Genomic DNA, 15,485 nt, shown 5'->3' with positions numbered 1-15,485 from the left:
CCCGTCGAAGTGGCATGGACAGGCAGAAGCAGCGCATGACTCTGACGGCCGCCGCCATGCTCGTCCCGCTCATGGCGGCCTGTGGCAGTGAGAAGGCGGACAGCGGCAGCGGCTCGGTCGGTGCCGAGCGGCCGGTCACCGGTGTGCGGTGGAGCGTGGACAGCGTCACCGCGGACGGCAGGACGCAGAAGGCACCCACCGGCGCCCACGTGACCATCGACAAGGGCCGGGCCGAGGGCAGCTTCGGCTGCAACAACTTCAGCGCCGAGGCCACCGTCGACGGCGACCGCGTCCGGCTCGGCAAGACCATGGCCACCGAGATGGCCTGCGAGAACAAGCCCATGGCCTTCGAGAAGACCCTCGCGCAGGCCTTCTCGGACCAGGAGCTGAAGGCGAAGGTGGACGACGACCGTCTCACCCTCACCACCGGCCAGGGCGACACCGTCCGGCTGACCAAGGCGAAGGACGCCCCGCTGGCCGGCACCAAGTGGACCGTCACGACCCCGAGGGCCGACGGCCGTGCCCACCTCACCTTCGACGAGAAGAAGGGCACCGTCTCCGGCAGCCTCGGCTGCAACAAAGTGAACGCCAAGGCCACGGTCCGCGACGGCCATATCACCCTCGGCCCTCCGGCCACGACCCGAATGATGTGCGAAGACTCACTCATGGACGGCGAGAAGACGCTGCTGCGACTTTTCGACGGAAAGCTGAAGTACCGAGTCGATCACCAAACCCTGACGCTGACCAGCGAAAACGGTACGAGTGTGCGAGCGGTCGCCGAGCGGTGATCCACCGGAAAGTCCGGTATCCCCAATTCGGACCAGTGGTCGACCTCGCCTACACTCGGTGGCGTGCCACGTGGTGACGGACGACTCAACCACGACCTGCTCCCCGGTGAGAAGGGCCCCCAGGACGCTTGCGGCGTCTTCGGTGTCTGGGCTCCGGGCGAAGAGGTCGCCAAGCTCACGTACTTCGGGCTCTACGCCCTCCAGCATCGAGGCCAGGAATCCGCGGGAATCGCGGTCAGCAACGGCTCACAGATCCTCGTCTTCAAGGACATGGGCCTGGTTTCCCAGGTCTTCGACGAGACCTCCCTCGGTTCGCTCCAGGGTCACATCGCGGTCGGACACGCCCGCTACTCGACCACCGGTGCCTCCGTCTGGGAGAACGCCCAGCCGACCTTCCGCGCGACCGGACACGGATCCATCGCGCTCGGCCACAACGGCAACCTCGTCAACACCGCCCAGCTCGCCGAGATGGTCGCCGACCTGCCCAAGCAGGAAGGCGGGCGGACCCCGCGCGTCGCGGCGACCAACGACACCGACCTGCTCACCGCGCTCCTCGCGGCCCAGGTCGACGAGGAAGGCAAGCCGCTGACCATCGAGGAGGCCGCCCACAGCGTCCTTCCGCAGGTCAAGGGCGCCTTCTCACTCGTCTTCATGGACGAGAACACCCTGTACGCGGCCCGCGACCCGCAGGGCATCCGCCCGCTGGTCCTCGGCCGCCTGGAGCGCGGCTGGGTCGTCGCCTCCGAGTCCGCCGCCCTCGACATCTGCGGCGCCAGTTACGTCCGCGAGATCGAGCCGGGCGAGTTCGTCGCCATCGACGAGAACGGCCTCAGGACCTCCCGATTCGCGGACGCGAAGCCCAAGGGCTGTGTCTTCGAGTACGTGTACCTGGCCCGCCCCGACACCGACATCGCCGGCCGGAACGTGTACCTCTCCCGCGTGGAGATGGGCCGCAAGCTCGCCAAGGAAGCGCCCGTCGAGGCCGACCTGGTGATAGCGACCCCGGAGTCCGGCACGCCCGCGGCGATCGGCTACGCGGAAGCGTCCGGCATCCCGTTCGGCGCCGGCCTCGTCAAGAACGCGTACGTCGGACGTACGTTCATCCAGCCCTCGCAGACCATCCGCCAGCTGGGCATCCGCCTCAAGCTGAACCCGCTGAAGGAAGTCATCAAGGGCAAGCGCCTGGTCGTCGTCGACGACTCGATCGTGCGCGGCAACACCCAGCGGGCCCTGGTCCGCATGCTCCGCGAGGCGGGCGCCGCCGAGGTCCACATCCGGATCTCCTCGCCGCCCGTGAAGTGGCCCTGCTTCTTCGGCATCGACTTCGCCACCCGCGCCGAGCTCATCGCCAACGGCATGACGATCGACGAGATCGGCACCTCCCTGGGCGCCGACTCCCTGGCCTACATCTCCATCGACGGCATGATCGAGGCGACCACCATCGCCAAGCCGAACCTGTGCCGTGCCTGCTTCGACGGCGAGTACCCGATGGAGCTCCCGGACCCCGAGCTGCTCGGGAAGCAGCTGCTGGAGACGGAGCTGGCCGCCGGCCCGGCCGCCACGGCCGCCGCCGACGCGATCCGCCGCCCGTAGACGGCCCGTAACACCTGCCGTACGACACGAAGGTTCTCTTTAGCCATGTCCGAGAAACCCAATGCCGAGGGCGGCGCCAGCTACGCAGCCGCGGGCGTCGACATCGAAGCGGGCGACCGCGCCGTCGAACTGATGAAGGAGTGGGTGAAGAAGGCCCAGCGCCCCGAGGTCCTCGGCGGCCTCGGCGGCTTCGCCGGCCTCTTCGACGCCTCCGCCCTGAAGAACTACGAGCGGCCCCTGCTCGCCTCCGCCACGGACGGCGTCGGCACCAAGGTCGACATCGCCCGCCAGCTGGGCGTCTACGACAGCATCGGCCACGACCTGGTCGCCATGGTCATGGACGACATCGTGGTCTGCGGCGCCGAGCCGCTGTTCATGACCGACTACATCTGCGTCGGCAAGGTCCACCCCGAGCGGGTCGCCGCCATCGTCAAGGGCATCGCCGAGGGCTGTGTGCTGGCCGGCTGCGCCCTGGTCGGCGGCGAGACGGCCGAGCACCCGGGCCTGCTGGGCGAGGACGACTTCGACGTCGCCGGCGCCGGTACGGGCGTCGTGGAGGCCGACCGGCTGCTCGGCGCGGATCGTATCCGGACGGGTGACGCGGTGATCGCCATGGCGTCCTCCGGTCTTCACTCGAACGGGTACTCCCTCGTCCGGCACGTCCTGCTGAACCAGGCGGGCCTGGCCCTGGACGCGCACATCGAGGAGCTCGGCCGCACCCTCGGCGAGGAGCTGCTGGAGCCCACGAAGATCTACTCGCTGGACTGCCTGGCCCTGATGCGCACCACCGAGGTGCACGCCTTCAGCCACATCACCGGCGGCGGACTCGCGGCCAACCTCGCCCGGGTCATCCCGGACGACCTGCACGCGATCGTCGACCGCTCCACCTGGACGCCGGCCCCGATCTTCGACCTCGTCGGCCGTACGGGCAGCGTCGAGCGCCTGGAGCTCGAGAAGACGCTGAACATGGGCGTCGGCATGATCGCGATCGTGCCGCAGGAGTCCACGGACGTGGCCCTGACGACCCTCGCCGACCGCGGCGTGGACGCCTGGGTCGCCGGAGAGATCACGGACCGGGGCGAGCACACCACTGGTGCCGCCCTGATCGGTGACTACGCGAGCTGAAGCACGGGGGACATGACCCTGCAGGCAGCACAGAACCCGGTCGGTGACCGGAGTCACCGACCGGGTTAGTGCTCAGTGCAGGGTCAAGCGCCGCGACGATGTTGCGAGGACTGGTCGTCCTCGTCGTCGTCGTCCTCGTAGAGGTCGGCGTACCGTGCGTACAGGTCGTCGTCCTCATCGTCTTCGAACGGCTCGCCGTTAGGCGGCTGCGGATTCGAAGGCGATGCACCCAGCTCCTCGGCCAGGCGTGAGAGGTCAGTCCCACCGCTGTTGTACTTCAGCTGGCGGGCGACCTTCGTCTGCTTGGCCTTGGCCCGGCCGCGCCCCATGGCTCGACCCCCTCAACGACGGGGCTCGACGGCCCCAGAGTCTTGACACGCGTTCATGGTCCGGCACGGACTCTCCGCGGAGAGACCGGTCCGTAGGGCTTCCACGGTACCTGAGCCCGCGCCCATACGGTACGTCGCCCGCATGACGTGCCCGCGCCCAGGACCTTCGAGGCGCCCCGTCCTCGCTGGTCAACCGCGATTTTAACCACTTCTCGGCGGTCGACCCGCCGGTAGAAGTGAGAGTTCTCTCTAACTGCCCACCGACGGGTACCGGCCAAACGTACGAGGCTGCGCGGATCAGTCCCGCATCGCCCGGGTCAGTTCGCCCGGCGCGCCAGGGCCGCGTCGTGCATCCGCTGCTCGGCGATCCGGTCGGCCGCGGCGGCCGGCGGAATGCCGTCCTCCTTCGCACGTGCGAATATGGCCAGCGTGGTGTCGAAGATCTTCGACGCCTTCGCCTTGCACCGGTCGAAGTCGAAGCCGTGCAGCTCGTCGGCGACCTGGATGACACCACCGGCGTTCACCACGTAGTCCGGCGCGTAGAGGATCCCGCGGTCGGCGAGGTCCTTCTCCACGCCCGGGTGGGCGAGCTGGTTGTTGGCGGCGCCGCAGACCACCTTGGCGGTGAGCGCCGGCACGGTGTCGTCGTTCAGGGCCCCGCCGAGCGCGCAGGGGGCGTAGATGTCGAGGCCCTCGGCGCGAATCAGGGTCGCGGTGTCGGCGACGGCCGTCACACCCGTCGGGTGGGCCGCGAGGATCCGCCCCACGGCGTCCTCGCGCACGTCGGTGATGACGACCTCGGCGCCCTCCGCCCGCAGGTGCTCCACCAGGTGGTGGCCGACCTTGCCGACGCCGGCGATGCCGACCCGCTTCCCGCGCAGCGAGGGGTCGCCCCACAGGTGCTGCGCGGAGGCCCGCATGCCCTGATAGACGCCGTACGCGGTGAGGACGGAGGAGTCCCCGGCGCCGCCGTTCTCCGGCGAGCGGCCGGTCGTCCAGGGGCACTCGCGGGCCACGACGTCCATGTCGGCGACGTACGTACCGACGTCGCAGGCGGTGACGTACCGGCCGCCGAGGGAGGCGACGAAGCGGCCGTAGGCGAGGAGCAGGTCCTCGGACTTGATGCGCTCCGGATCCCCGATGATCACGGCCTTGCCGCCGCCGTGGTCGAGACCGGCCATGGCGTTCTTGTACGACATCCCGCGGGCGAGGTTCAGCGCGTCGGCGACGGCGTCGGCCTCGTTCGCGTACGGGTAGAAGCGCGTGCCGCCGAGCGCGGGGCCCAGGGCGGTGGAGTGGAGGGCGATGACGGCCTTGAGGCCGCTCGCGCGGTCCTGGCAGAGCACGACTTGCTCATGTCCTCCCTGGTCCGAGTGGAACAGGGTGTGCAGTACATCAGCAGGTGCGCCGGTTACGTCGGTCACTGTGGTGACTCCTGTGTAGTTGCGGCGGGCGGAGACCAGCTCCCGTGCGGGTGGCGGGGACTGTTGAGCACGAGATTAGAGCCTGGTGCGCCCGCCGACCGCACAGTGCTCAGGATCACCTCCGACCGGAGTACATCGTGCGACGATTTGCATAGATTTCCCGCGCGATCGTCAGTGGGTTCCGCAGGTTTTCGCGGCGGTGCGCGGGGGAGGGAGCAGGCGTGCCCAAGGTGACCTCGGTGATCGTCCCCTACGCGACCTACCTGCGCGTGTACGAACCGCTGGCCGCCTTCCCCGAGCCGGAGCGCAGCCACTGGGCCCGCTACGCCCGCCGTACGGACCGCCCCTCGTACCAGGACGAACTCCGCCGGGCCCTGGCCGACTTGGCCCCCACCCCGCCGGTCCCGGTGCCGGTGCACGAGAGCGAGGACGCCTTCGTGCTCGACGTCGACGGCGTCGTCTGCGTCTGCCCCTGGCGCACCAGGCTGCGCGGCTGGCTGGCCCTGGACGAGCTCTCCGAGGAGCTCCCCCCGCCGGTCATGGACGCGGTCCTGCCGCCCGTTCTGCGGCGCCAGGCGGCCCAGGACCACGAGCGCTGGCTGGCGATCAACCCCGACGCCCGGCCCTGGATCCGTACGGCCACCTGGCAGGTGCCGATCAACTGGTTCGTGCTGGTCTCCGACGAGGAGCGCGAGTACGACAAGGGCGCCTCGGCCGACAGCCCGCCCGTGCTGCGCTACCGCACCCCCATGGTCCAGGCCCGGCGGCGGGTGGCCCGGGGGCTGCGCGCCCTGAAGGAGGCCATGGACGAGGGGCCGCTGATCGACGGCCTGGTGGACGTCGGACGCTGGCTGGAGGAGTTCCACCCGCGCTCGCTCGTGGAGCTGGACTACGGCGGCCTGGTGCACGCCGTGCCGGCCGGGGCGCTGGAGGACGACCACTCCGCGGCGGACGTGGCCGAGGGCATCGCCGCGCTGCGCCGGGGTGACGGGGCGGTCGCGGGGGAGGCGTACGCCCGGCTCGTGGAGCGGTGGCGTTCCGTACGGGATCTGCGGTCGGCCAACTGACCCCTGACCTTGTTGTCCGTACAGACCGCTCGCATTAGGTCACGAACTGACGTTTGACGAACCGCCCGATTTGGGGTTTCGTCCTCGCACCGAGTTCCTGAAGCGGGCTGAGCGTCTCCTGAGGCTTCGTCAGCAAGGGACGTAGGGCCCGATCCGGGCAGACCTCTCAAGTAGGCCAAGCGTGACGGACTACACGTACGAGGCTCTTGCGCCCCTTGCCCCTCCTCATGCCAAAATAGGACAAGGAGTCCGGGGAGGGCTCCTTCCGTCCCATGGTGCTGCACTATGGGTGGAATCTCAGCATTGCACGCTTTGGGGGGTCTGGTGACTTCCTGATCACCCTGTGACTGATCGTCACAGCGGTGTGACTGTCCGCTATGGCATGGTCCATCGGCTTCCGTCGCTGATGAACACCTGGAGGGGCAATTCCATCGGTTTGGCCGACGCGGCTGGACAGATGGTGTAGTTGTAGTGCCGAGGACAAGCCGTTCGTCCTATAACCGACTCGACTCGCGTCCGCCATTTCGGGCAACGCGGGTCAAGGTGCAGAATTTAGAGGAAAGAACCGAGAAGGTTCGGTTCTCCCGAGGAGGCCGCTCATGACCGCTCGCACCCCTGATGCCGAGCCGCTGCTGACCCCGGCTGAGGTCGCCACCATGTTCCGTGTCGACCCCAAGACGGTCACGCGGTGGGCGAAGGCCGGCAAGCTCACGTCGATCCGCACGCTCGGCGGGCATCGGCGCTACCGCGAGGCCGAGGTCCGCGCTCTGCTGGCGGGCATCCCGCAGCAGCGCAGCGAGGCCTGAACAACTGAATAACCGGGCAAACCGGCTGGTCCCCCCATCGGCCGCGGCGTCCGGAACCACAGCTCCAAACGACGCGGGTACCTGCCCCAACAGGCCCCACGCCCAAGCCAGTCAGAGCTTTCCAGGCATATAACAGGGTGCGTCGTCGATCGCGCTGGACTCCGCCGGGTCCAGCGCGATCTTTTTTGTGCGCCCACGGTGGGTCGGCCGATCCTGCTGTGAGCGGCCTTGTAGGAGCCTGGGGAGGGCTGTCGGATCTCCCGTGTGCGACACCTCGGACAGAGTGCAATTGCACATATTAAATTGACCCTTTGTAGGTGGGGGGTAAGTACCGCACTTTCCAAAACTCATGCGGTGACACCCGTCACATACCAAGCAGCTTGTTAGCTCTGTCGCGGGTGCGATAGAGAAGCCTCCGCCTCCAGCGGCCCACGTCCGCCCGGGTGTTGAGACCACTCATGGATCATGCCGACGCCGGGCTCTCGTCCTCTCGGGTCGGGGGCGCGGCCCGAGAGGCACGCGGCGCCGACTCCATCGCCAGCCGCAGCAGGCGATGGCATATCGGGCAGTGCCGTGTGAGGTGCCGGTATGACGACGCGGCCGACAGATGCGCGCGGAGCAGAGCCCGCGTCTCGTGCCTGGCCGCTGTCGCCATACGCCACCTCCAGAAGGCCGCACGGGGGAACGGTCCTGGTTCTGGGGTACCGACGGAATGAGGGGGCGTCAAGACGGCGTGAGGGGGCCCGGGGAGGTTGAACAGAGGCCGAACGGAAGCCGGGCGGAGGGCAGGCAGAGGTCAGGCGCACAAAAAAGAAGCCCGGATCCGAAGATCCGGGCTTCTCCACTGCGGTCCTGACGGGATTTGAACCCGCGGCCTCCACCTTGACAGGGTGGCGAGCACTCCAAACTGCTCCACAGGACCAGGTTTCGCGGCGCCATTCGTGCGTTGCGCTGCGAGAAGAGACTGTACAGGAGGGTGAGCCCCTGGTCGAACTCACCCTGCGTACAGGTCCCGTTACGGCGCCACCGCGTCGATCGCCTTCACGATCCGCTTGTCGGAGACGGGGTACGCCGTGCCCAACGCGTGCGCGAAGTAGCTGACCCGGAGCTCCTCGATCATCCAGCGGATGTCCAGGACCGACGACGGGACCGGCCGGCCCTGCGGCATCTGCTCCAAAAGCCAGGCGTACTCGTCCTGCATCTCATGGACCTTCTGCATCCGCGTGGTGTCCCGCTGGACGTTCGTCGGCATCTGCTGCAGACGCCGGTCGGCCGCCACCAGGTAGCGCATCAGGTCCCCCATGCGCCGCAGCCCCGCCTCCGTCACGAAGCCCGGCTTCACAAGAGCGTCCAACTGCTTGCGGACATCCTGGAGATTCGGCAGCAGCGCAGGGCTGCGCACGGCCTTCAGACGGCGCTCACAGGCCTGCCAGGCGGCCAGGACCTGCTGCACCTGCCCCACCGTACGCACGGTCGTGTCGACGATCTCGGCGCGCACCTTGTCGTACAGCTTCCGGTACGACTCCTCGTCCCACGCCGGCCCGCCGAAGTCCCCGATCAGCTTGTCCGCGGCGGCCATCGCACAGTCGTCGAACAGGCCCTGGACGGAACCGTGCGGATTCGCGGACAGCGCCAGCTTCTGCGCGTTCGTCAGGCGATCGCTCGCGAATTTCGCCGCGTTCACCGGGATGTTGCGCAGGATCAGCCGCCGCGTGCCCTTCCACATGGCCTGCGCCTGCTCCGCCTCCGTGTCGAAGAGGCGCACGGACACGGTGTCGCCGTCGTCGACCAGCGCCGGGTACGCCTTCACCGGCTGACCGGCCCGGCGGGTCTCGAACACGCGGGAGAGCGTGCCGATCGTCCAGTCGGTCAGACCCGAGCGCTCCAGGGACTCGCCGCCGGAGCGCTCGGCCGTCGCCGCGGCCGCCTGGGAGAGAGCCTTACGGGCCTTCGGACGCAGCTTCAGCTTCAGCGCCTCCAGGTCCTTGTCCTCGGCCAGCTTGCGGCGCCGCTCGTCGACGATCCGGAACGTGATCTTCAGGTGATCGGGGACCTTGGACAGGTCGAAGTCGTCCGCCTCGAAGGGCACCCCGACCATGAGCCTCAGCTCGCGCGTCATGGTCGCGGTGAGAGGCTCCTGGAGCGGAACGGCCCGGTCCAGGAACGCCTTCGCGAAGTTCGGTGCGGGCACGTAGTTCCGGCGGATCGGCTTGGGCAGAGACCGGATCAGCTCCGTCACCAGCTCCTCACGCAGGCCCGGAATCTGCCAGTCGAAGCCCTCGTCCGTGACCTGATTGAGGACCTGCAGCGGGATGTGGACGGTCACGCCGTCGGCATCCGCGCCCGGCTCGAACTGGTACGTCACCCGGAACTTCAGATTCCCCTGACGCCACGAGTCCGGGTAGTCGGCCTTGCTGACCTCACCCGCCTTCTCGTTGATGAGCATCTCGCGCTCGAAGTCCAGGAAATCGGGCTGCTCGTGCCGCTTGTGCTTCCACCAGGAGTCGAAGTGGGCCCCGGACACGACATGTTCGGGAATCCGCTGGTCGTAGAAGTCGAACAGCGTCTCGTCGTCGACCAGGATGTCCCGCCGCCGGGCCCGGTGCTCCAACTCCTCGACCTCGGTGAGGAGGCGACGGTTGTCCGAGAAGAACTTGTGGTGCGTACGCCAGTCACCCTCGACCAACGCGTTCCGGATGAACAGCTCACGGCTGATCTCCGGGTCGATCCGCCCGTAGTTGACCTTCCGCTGCGCCACGATCGGCACGCCGTAGAGCGTGACCTTCTCGTACGCCATCACCGCGGCCTGGTCCTTCTCCCAGTGCGGCTCGCTGTACGTGCGCTTGATGAGGTGCGCCGCGAGGGGCTCGACCCACTCGGGCTCGATCTTGGCGTTGACGCGGGCCCAGAGACGGGACGTCTCGACGAGCTCGGCGGACATCACGAAACGCGGCGGCTTCTTGAACAGGGCCGAGCCGGGGAAGATCGCGAACTTGGCGTTCCGCGCACCCAGATACTCGTTCTTCCCGGCGCTCCTCCCGCCCTCCCCTCCCGCGTCCTTCACGTCCTTCATGCCGATGTGGGAGAGCAGGCCGGCAAGGAGGGAGACGTGGATGCGGTCGGCCGGGGCGTCGTCCTCGTTGAGATGGATGCCCATCTGCTTCGCGACCGTACGCAACTGCGTGTAAATGTCCTGCCATTCGCGGATGCGAAGGAAGTTGAGGTACTCCTGCTTGCACATCCGGCGGAAGGACGACGACCCCCGCTCCTTCTGCTGCTCGCGGACATAGCGCCAGAGGTTGAGGTAAGCCAGGAAGTCGCTGGTCTCGTCCCTGAAACGGGCATGCTGCTGATCGGCCTGCGTCTGCTTGTCAGCGGGGCGCTCGCGCGGATCCTGGATGGACAGCGCGGCCGCTATGACCATGACCTCGCGCACACAGCCGTTCTTGTCCGCCTCCAGCACCATCCGGGCCAGCCGGGGGTCGACAGGCAGCTGGGCCAACTTGCGGCCAGTGTCCGTGAGCCGCTTGCGGGGATCCTTCTGCGCCGGGTCGAGAGCGTTCAGCTCCTGGAGCAACTGAACACCGTCCCGGATGTTGCGGTGGTCCGGCGGGTCGATGAACGGGAACTTCTCGATGTCGCCAAGACCGGCCGCGGTCATCTGCAGGATCACGGAGGCCAGGTTCGTACGGAGGATCTCCGCGTCCGTGAACTCCGGGCGGGCATCGAAATCGTCCTCGCTGTACAGACGGATACAGATACCGTCGGACGTACGGCCGCAACGGCCCTTGCGCTGATTGGCACTGGCCTGCGAAACCGGCTCGATGGGCAGCCGCTGCACCTTGGTGCGATGGCTGTAGCGCGAGATGCGCGCGAAGCCGGGATCGATGACGTACTTGATGCCCGGCACCGTCAACGACGTCTCGGCGACGTTCGTCGCCAGAACGATCCTTCGACCCGTGTGCGGCTGGAAGACGCGATGCTGCTCCGCATGGGAGAGCCGGGCGTACAGCGGCAGGATCTCCGTGAACCGGTAGTTCTTCTTGGTCAGCGCGTCCGCCGTGTCCCTGATCTCCCGCTCACCGGAGAGGAAGACGAGAATGTCACCCTTCCCCTCCCTCTGAAGCTCCTCCACGGCATCGGTGATCGCAGTGATCTGATCACGGTCGGCGTCGTCCCCGTCCTCCTCCAGCAGCGGCCGGTAACGGACCTCCACGGGATACGTACGGCCACTGACCTCGACGATCGGGGCATCGCCGAAATGCCGCGAGAACCGCTCGGGGTCGATCGTGGCCGAAGTGATGACGACCTTGAGATCCGGGCGCTTCGGCAGCAACTGGGCCAGATAACCCAGCAGGAAGTCGATGTTGAGAGACCGCTCATGAGCCTCGTCGATGATGATCGTGTCGTACGCACGCAGCTCGCGATCCGTCTGGATCTCGGCGAGCAGGATGCCGTCCGTCATGAGCTTGACGAAAGTGGCCTCAGGATCGACCTGATCGGTGAAGCGCACCTTCCAGCCGACAGCCTCCCCGAGCGGAGTGTCCAGCTCCTCGGCGACACGCTCGGCGACCGTCCGGGCGGCGATCCTGCGCGGCTGCGTGTGCCCGATCATGCCGCGAACGCCACGCCCGAGCTCCAGGCAGATCTTGGGGATCTGCGTCGTCTTGCCGGAGCCCGTCTCGCCGGCGACGATCACGACCTGATGGTCGCGGATGGCGTCGGCGATCGCGTCCTTCTTCTGGCTGACCGGCAGCTGCTCGGGATACGAGACCTCAGGCACGAGGGCGCGCCGACCGGCCATCCGCTCCTCGGCCCTGCCGACCTCCGCCTCGATCTCGGCGAGCACGGCGGCCCGCGCCTCCGGCTTACGGATCTTGCGCGCACCTTCGAGCCTGCGCCCGAGCCGGTGCGCGTCGCGCAGGGACAGCTCGGTCAGGCGGGGGGCGAGGGCGCCGAGGGCGGGGGCGGGGTGCGTAGACATACGCGACCCAGGATCTCATCCCCCGCAAAACAGAGGCGAACGGATTTCCACCAGACCACGTAAGTGCAATTCGAGCGCTTGGCCGGACAGTCATTCGATCGCCTCGGCACGCGGACGCTCGTACCAAGGGTGTGATCCACGAGACATACAACAAGGCCCCGATCCGAAGATCGGGGCCTTAGCTGTGGCTGGGGCCGGGGTCGAACCGGCGACCTATCGCTTTTCAGGCGATCGCTCGTACCAACTGAGCTACCCAGCCACGAGGTTTCACGTGAAACCTCAGCGGTCCTGACGGGATTTGAACCCGCGGCCTCCACCTTGACAGGGTGGCGAGCACTCCAAACTGCTCCACAGGACCAAGCTTCGTACGACAGTGTCGCACAGGGTGGTGCGTGCCCCCAACGGGATTCGAACCCGTGCTACCGCCTTGAAAGGGCGGCGTCCTAGGCCGCTAGACGATGAGGGCTATCGGCCCGCCTGGGCGCTTCTCAGCGCGTCGGGGACGTGAGAAGCATATGGGATGGCGGGAGCTATCGCCAAAACGGTTTAGGGGGAGGGTGACGAGCTGCCCTCCGGCGGGGTGCTGGGGGACTGGCTCGCGCCGGGCTGGTTCTCCTTCGGGAGGTGGCGGCTGACCTCGGCGGTCGTGAGGCCGAGGCCGCCCAGTTCGATCTCGTCCCAGGCCTGGAGGTGGCGGGTGTCCCGGTCGAAGTAGAGGATCGACGCCTCGATGGGGTCCGGGTGTTTGCCTTCGATGGCGCGCAGGCCGCTGCCGCCCGTGGAGCCCTCGATGCGGAGCCGGGTGCCGTAGGGCAGGTCCTCCATCTCGTCGTGGTGGAGGTGGCCGGCCAGGACCAGGGGGACCTCGCCGTCGACCTCGCGGGCCGCGGAGGGTTCGTGGGCGATGGCGATGTCCACCGGGGTGCCGGCGGTGCTCTGGTCGCGCAGGGCCGTGGCCAGGCGGGCGCCGGCGAGTTCCTGGGACTGTTCGGCGCCGGTCTGCTGGGAGCGGTCGGGGGTGAACTGGGGGTCGCCGATGCCCGCGAAGCGCAGGCCCTTGATCGTCTGTGCCCGGCCGTCGTCCAGGACGTGGACGTTCTTCAGGTTCTCCATGTAGCGCTGGGTGATCATCGAGTCGTGGTTGCCGCGGACCCAGACGTAGGGGGCTCCGAGGTCCTCGATGGGGTCCAGGAAGCCGTTCTCGGCGGCGGTGCCGTGGTCCATGGTGTCGCCCGAGTCGACGATCACGTCGACCTTGTACTGCTCCACGAGTGAGGCGATGATCTTCCAGCTCGCCGGGTTGAGGTGGATGTCGGAGACGTGCAGGACCCGGATCGTGGAGGGGTCGGGCGCGTAGGCGGGGAGTGTCGAGGTGGCGTCGTAGAGCTTGGTCACGTTGGTGACCAGGCGGGCCAATTCCTTCTGGTAGACGTCGAATTCGGTGACGATGCTGCGTGCGTTGCCGACCAGGGAGGGGGCCGAGGTGAGCAGGCCGGAGAACTTGGGTTCCAGGACGGAGTCGGGACGCCAGGTGGCGTAGGCCGTGCCGCCTGAGGCGGCGAGGAGGGTGAGGGCGAGGCCGCCGGCGGCGAGGGCGCGGCGTGGGCGGCGGTAGACCGCGAGGCCGAGGGTGGTGGCGCCGGCGACGACGGCGACGCCGGAGCGGAGGGCGAGGTCGAGGGTGCCGCGGCCGACGTCCTGGGTGACTTCGTCTTGGAGGCCGGAGAGGCGTTCGGGGTGGTCTACGAGGGCCTGGGAGCGGTCGGGGTCGAGCTGGTCGACGTTCACGTCCAGGCGGACGGGGGCGATGTGGCTGTTCAGTTCCAGGGCGCCGAGCGGTGAGATGTTGATTTTGGTGCCGCCGGTGAAGGAGGGGCGGAGGGTCATGGTGGTGTTCATGGGGCCGACGGGGACCCGGACGTTGCCTACGACCAGTAGTCCGAGCCAGGCGCCGAGGAGGACGACGGCCACGAGTCCCATCGCTCGGGTCCAGGGGTGCGGCTGTGCCACGAGTTCGATCGTGGCGGGTGCCTGGCGGGAGCGATAGCGGCGGGCCAGGGCGCGTGGGGCCCTGCGGATCGGGTTCAGGACGGTCAGGACTGCGGCGGGGACGCGGGCCATTGGTCCCGTATGCCCAAGTCCGTGGCCGGATATGCGGCGCCGGGAGGCTCTCGTCCGGCGGGGTGGTGGCCGACAATGGGCGTGTGCTGGAGATGACGCGCGAGGAGTTCGAGGAGCTGGTCGCTGAGGCGCTCGACCGGATCCCGCCGGAGTTGACGCGACTGATGGACAACGTCGCGGTGTTCGTCGAGGACGATCCGCCGGCGGACGATCCCGAGTTGCTCGGGCTGTACGAGGGGACTCCGCTGACCGATCGGGGTGAGTGGTACGCCGGTGTGCTGCCGGATCGGATCACGGTCTACCGGAATCCGACGCTGCGGATGTGCGAGTCGCGGGAGGACGTCGTCGCGGAGACGGAGATCACCGTCGTGCACGAGATCGCGCACCACTTCGGTATCGATGACGCGCGCCTTCACGCCCTCGGTTACGGCTGACCCGGTTGTGAATGCGGGGCGCGTGTCCTCTTGTGGGCGGCGGGAGTTGGAGGTGTTGACTCCATCACCCTTTCCGGAGGTGGCCCCGTGCGCCCCTTGTACGTACCCGTCCGACTGGCCGCCACGGTCGTGGCGGTGGCCGCTGCCGCCGGCTGCATGAGTGTCGGCGATGACGACGCGGGTGGGAGCGTCAAGCCGTCGCACACCGCCGGGCAGCGGGGTGGCAAGGCGCCCGATGGCGGTCCGGCGGTGTCGGGCGGCGGAGCGGGGTTCGGCGCGGCCGGGGCCGACGGCGAGCGGGGGCGTGGCAAGGGCAAGAAGGGCAAGAAGGGCAAGGGTGGCGGGGCGGGGGAGCAGGCGTCTCCTGCGGCCTCGCCGAGTGCTGACGCGAGTCCGACCGTGCCGGGGCGTGACAAGCCGGGGGGGCCGGCCCGGCCCACGCCGAAGCCGCCGGTTCCGCCGGCGCCCACTCGGACGGCCGAGCCGGAGCCGACGCCGACGCCGCCGGAGCCGACCACGTCTCCGGAGCCGACGCCGGAGCCGTCGTCGTCGGCGCACGAGCCGCCGGGGCCGCAGCTGGGGCAGCGGGAGCCGGCGCCGGAGGCGGGGGCCCCGGCGTGAGGGCCGAGGGCGTGGGTGGGGCGGGAACTTTTCCTCCTGGGGCGGGAACAATTCCGTCCGGGGGGTGGTTGGAGTCGTCGGAAGGCTGTCCGGTCGACGGACGGTGTTCCGCTGTCGCCTGCACAGTCCGGTTTGCCTTGCGGGGCCCGGAGTGCGTATGGTGGCAGATCGTTTGATCCCATCTTGCCCGGCG

General features: G+C 68.4%; 12 protein-coding genes and 4 tRNA genes. 7 read left to right on the top strand and 9 right to left on the bottom strand.

What is annotated here, in order from left to right; genetic code table 11:
- The first annotated feature begins 14 nt into the window (after positions 1-14).
- From AB0G20_RS04955 to purM, 3 genes are all read left to right on the top strand, one after another.
- Entirely contained in the window at positions 15-788 is a 774-nt protein-coding gene (locus tag AB0G20_RS04955; RefSeq protein WP_361295954.1) for an META domain-containing protein, read from the top strand.
- A 63-nt stretch (positions 789-851) separates the two neighbouring features.
- Positions 852-2,381 carry an amidophosphoribosyltransferase gene (gene purF, locus AB0G20_RS04950; RefSeq protein WP_361295951.1) on the top strand — a complete coding sequence of 510 codons (1,530 nt, stop codon included), beginning with the start codon at positions 852-854 and terminating at the stop codon, positions 2,379-2,381.
- A gap of 45 nt (positions 2,382-2,426) precedes the next feature.
- Positions 2,427-3,506: a phosphoribosylformylglycinamidine cyclo-ligase gene (purM, locus tag AB0G20_RS04945; protein ID WP_361295948.1), complete on the top strand. Its 1,080-nt coding sequence runs from the start codon at positions 2,427-2,429 to the stop codon at positions 3,504-3,506.
- Positions 3,507-3,589: 83 nt separating this feature from the next.
- Here purM and AB0G20_RS04940 read toward each other — a convergent pair whose 3' ends face one another.
- Entirely contained in the window at positions 3,590-3,835 is a 246-nt protein-coding gene (locus tag AB0G20_RS04940) for a DUF3073 domain-containing protein (protein WP_030251636.1), read from the bottom strand.
- A gap of 317 nt (positions 3,836-4,152) precedes the next feature.
- Entirely contained in the window at positions 4,153-5,259 is a 1,107-nt protein-coding gene (locus AB0G20_RS04935) for a Glu/Leu/Phe/Val dehydrogenase dimerization domain-containing protein (RefSeq protein WP_361295945.1), read from the bottom strand.
- Between the two features lie 221 nt (positions 5,260-5,480).
- Between AB0G20_RS04935 and AB0G20_RS04930 the strand changes: the two genes are divergently transcribed.
- Together AB0G20_RS04930 and bldC are read left to right on the top strand one after the other, a co-directional pair.
- Positions 5,481-6,326 carry a hypothetical protein gene (locus AB0G20_RS04930; protein WP_361295942.1) on the top strand — a complete coding sequence of 282 codons (846 nt, stop codon included), beginning with the start codon at positions 5,481-5,483 and terminating at the stop codon, positions 6,324-6,326.
- Between the two features lie 599 nt (positions 6,327-6,925).
- The gene (bldC, locus tag AB0G20_RS04925) at positions 6,926-7,132 is read left to right on the top strand and encodes a developmental transcriptional regulator BldC (RefSeq protein ID WP_003949541.1); all 207 of its coding nucleotides are present in this window, start codon (positions 6,926-6,928) and stop codon (positions 7,130-7,132) included.
- A 463-nt stretch (positions 7,133-7,595) separates the two neighbouring features.
- On the opposite strand, the gene AB0G20_RS04920 is transcribed toward bldC, so the two are convergent.
- The 7 genes from AB0G20_RS04920 to AB0G20_RS04890 all read right to left on the bottom strand — a co-directional run bounded on the left by AB0G20_RS04920 (position 7,596) and on the right by AB0G20_RS04890 (position 14,237).
- The gene (locus AB0G20_RS04920; protein WP_361295939.1) at positions 7,596-7,787 is read right to left on the bottom strand and encodes a DUF6274 family protein; all 192 of its coding nucleotides are present in this window, start codon (positions 7,785-7,787) and stop codon (positions 7,596-7,598) included.
- Between the two features lie 192 nt (positions 7,788-7,979).
- Positions 7,980-8,054: transfer RNA gene (locus tag AB0G20_RS04915), tRNA-Asp, on the bottom strand.
- Between the two features lie 93 nt (positions 8,055-8,147).
- A complete protein-coding gene (gene hrpA, locus AB0G20_RS04910) occupies positions 8,148-12,116 on the bottom strand; it encodes an ATP-dependent RNA helicase HrpA (protein ID WP_361295936.1) in 3,969 nt (1,322 codons plus the stop codon).
- A 185-nt stretch (positions 12,117-12,301) separates the two neighbouring features.
- Positions 12,302-12,375 (bottom strand) — tRNA-Phe (locus AB0G20_RS04905).
- A gap of 24 nt (positions 12,376-12,399) precedes the next feature.
- Positions 12,400-12,474 (bottom strand) — tRNA-Asp (locus tag AB0G20_RS04900).
- A 35-nt stretch (positions 12,475-12,509) separates the two neighbouring features.
- Positions 12,510-12,582, bottom strand: a tRNA-Glu gene (locus AB0G20_RS04895).
- A gap of 80 nt (positions 12,583-12,662) precedes the next feature.
- Complete coding sequence (locus AB0G20_RS04890; RefSeq protein WP_361295933.1) at positions 12,663-14,237, bottom strand: metallophosphoesterase; 1,575 nt, start codon at positions 14,235-14,237, stop codon at positions 12,663-12,665.
- 83 nt (positions 14,238-14,320) lie between these two features.
- Between AB0G20_RS04890 and AB0G20_RS04885 the strand changes: the two genes are divergently transcribed.
- Together AB0G20_RS04885 and AB0G20_RS04880 are read left to right on the top strand one after the other, a co-directional pair.
- Positions 14,321-14,671, top strand: a complete 351-nt coding sequence (locus tag AB0G20_RS04885) for a metallopeptidase family protein (protein WP_361295930.1) — start codon at positions 14,321-14,323, stop codon at positions 14,669-14,671.
- An 87-nt stretch (positions 14,672-14,758) separates the two neighbouring features.
- Positions 14,759-15,292 carry a hypothetical protein gene (locus AB0G20_RS04880; protein WP_361295927.1) on the top strand — a complete coding sequence of 178 codons (534 nt, stop codon included), beginning with the start codon at positions 14,759-14,761 and terminating at the stop codon, positions 15,290-15,292.
- Positions 15,293-15,485 lie beyond the last annotated feature (193 nt).

Source organism: Streptomyces sp. NPDC024017 (assembly GCF_040638895.1).
Lineage (GTDB): Bacteria > Actinomycetota > Actinomycetes > Streptomycetales > Streptomycetaceae > Streptomyces.
This window is presented reverse-complemented; position numbering and strand designations above follow the sequence as displayed.

Bases quoted from the DNA above. Each gene is read 5' to 3' on its own strand.
- AB0G20_RS04955 (WP_361295954.1), top strand. From the start codon at position 15: ATGGACAGGCAGAAGCAGCGCATGACTCTGACGGCCGCCGCCATGCTC.
- purM (WP_361295948.1), top strand. From the start codon at position 2,427: ATGTCCGAGAAACCCAATGCCGAGGGCGGCGCCAGCTACGCAGCCGCG.
- AB0G20_RS04940 (WP_030251636.1), bottom strand. From the start codon at position 3,835: ATGGGGCGCGGCCGGGCCAAGGCCAAGCAGACGAAGGTCGCCCGCCAG.
- bldC (WP_003949541.1), top strand. From the start codon at position 6,926: ATGACCGCTCGCACCCCTGATGCCGAGCCGCTGCTGACCCCGGCTGAG.
- AB0G20_RS04920 (WP_361295939.1), bottom strand. From the start codon at position 7,787: ATGGCGACAGCGGCCAGGCACGAGACGCGGGCTCTGCTCCGCGCGCAT.
- hrpA (WP_361295936.1), bottom strand. From the start codon at position 12,116: ATGTCTACGCACCCCGCCCCCGCCCTCGGCGCCCTCGCCCCCCGCCTG.
- AB0G20_RS04890 (WP_361295933.1), bottom strand. From the start codon at position 14,237: ATGGCCCGCGTCCCCGCCGCAGTCCTGACCGTCCTGAACCCGATCCGC.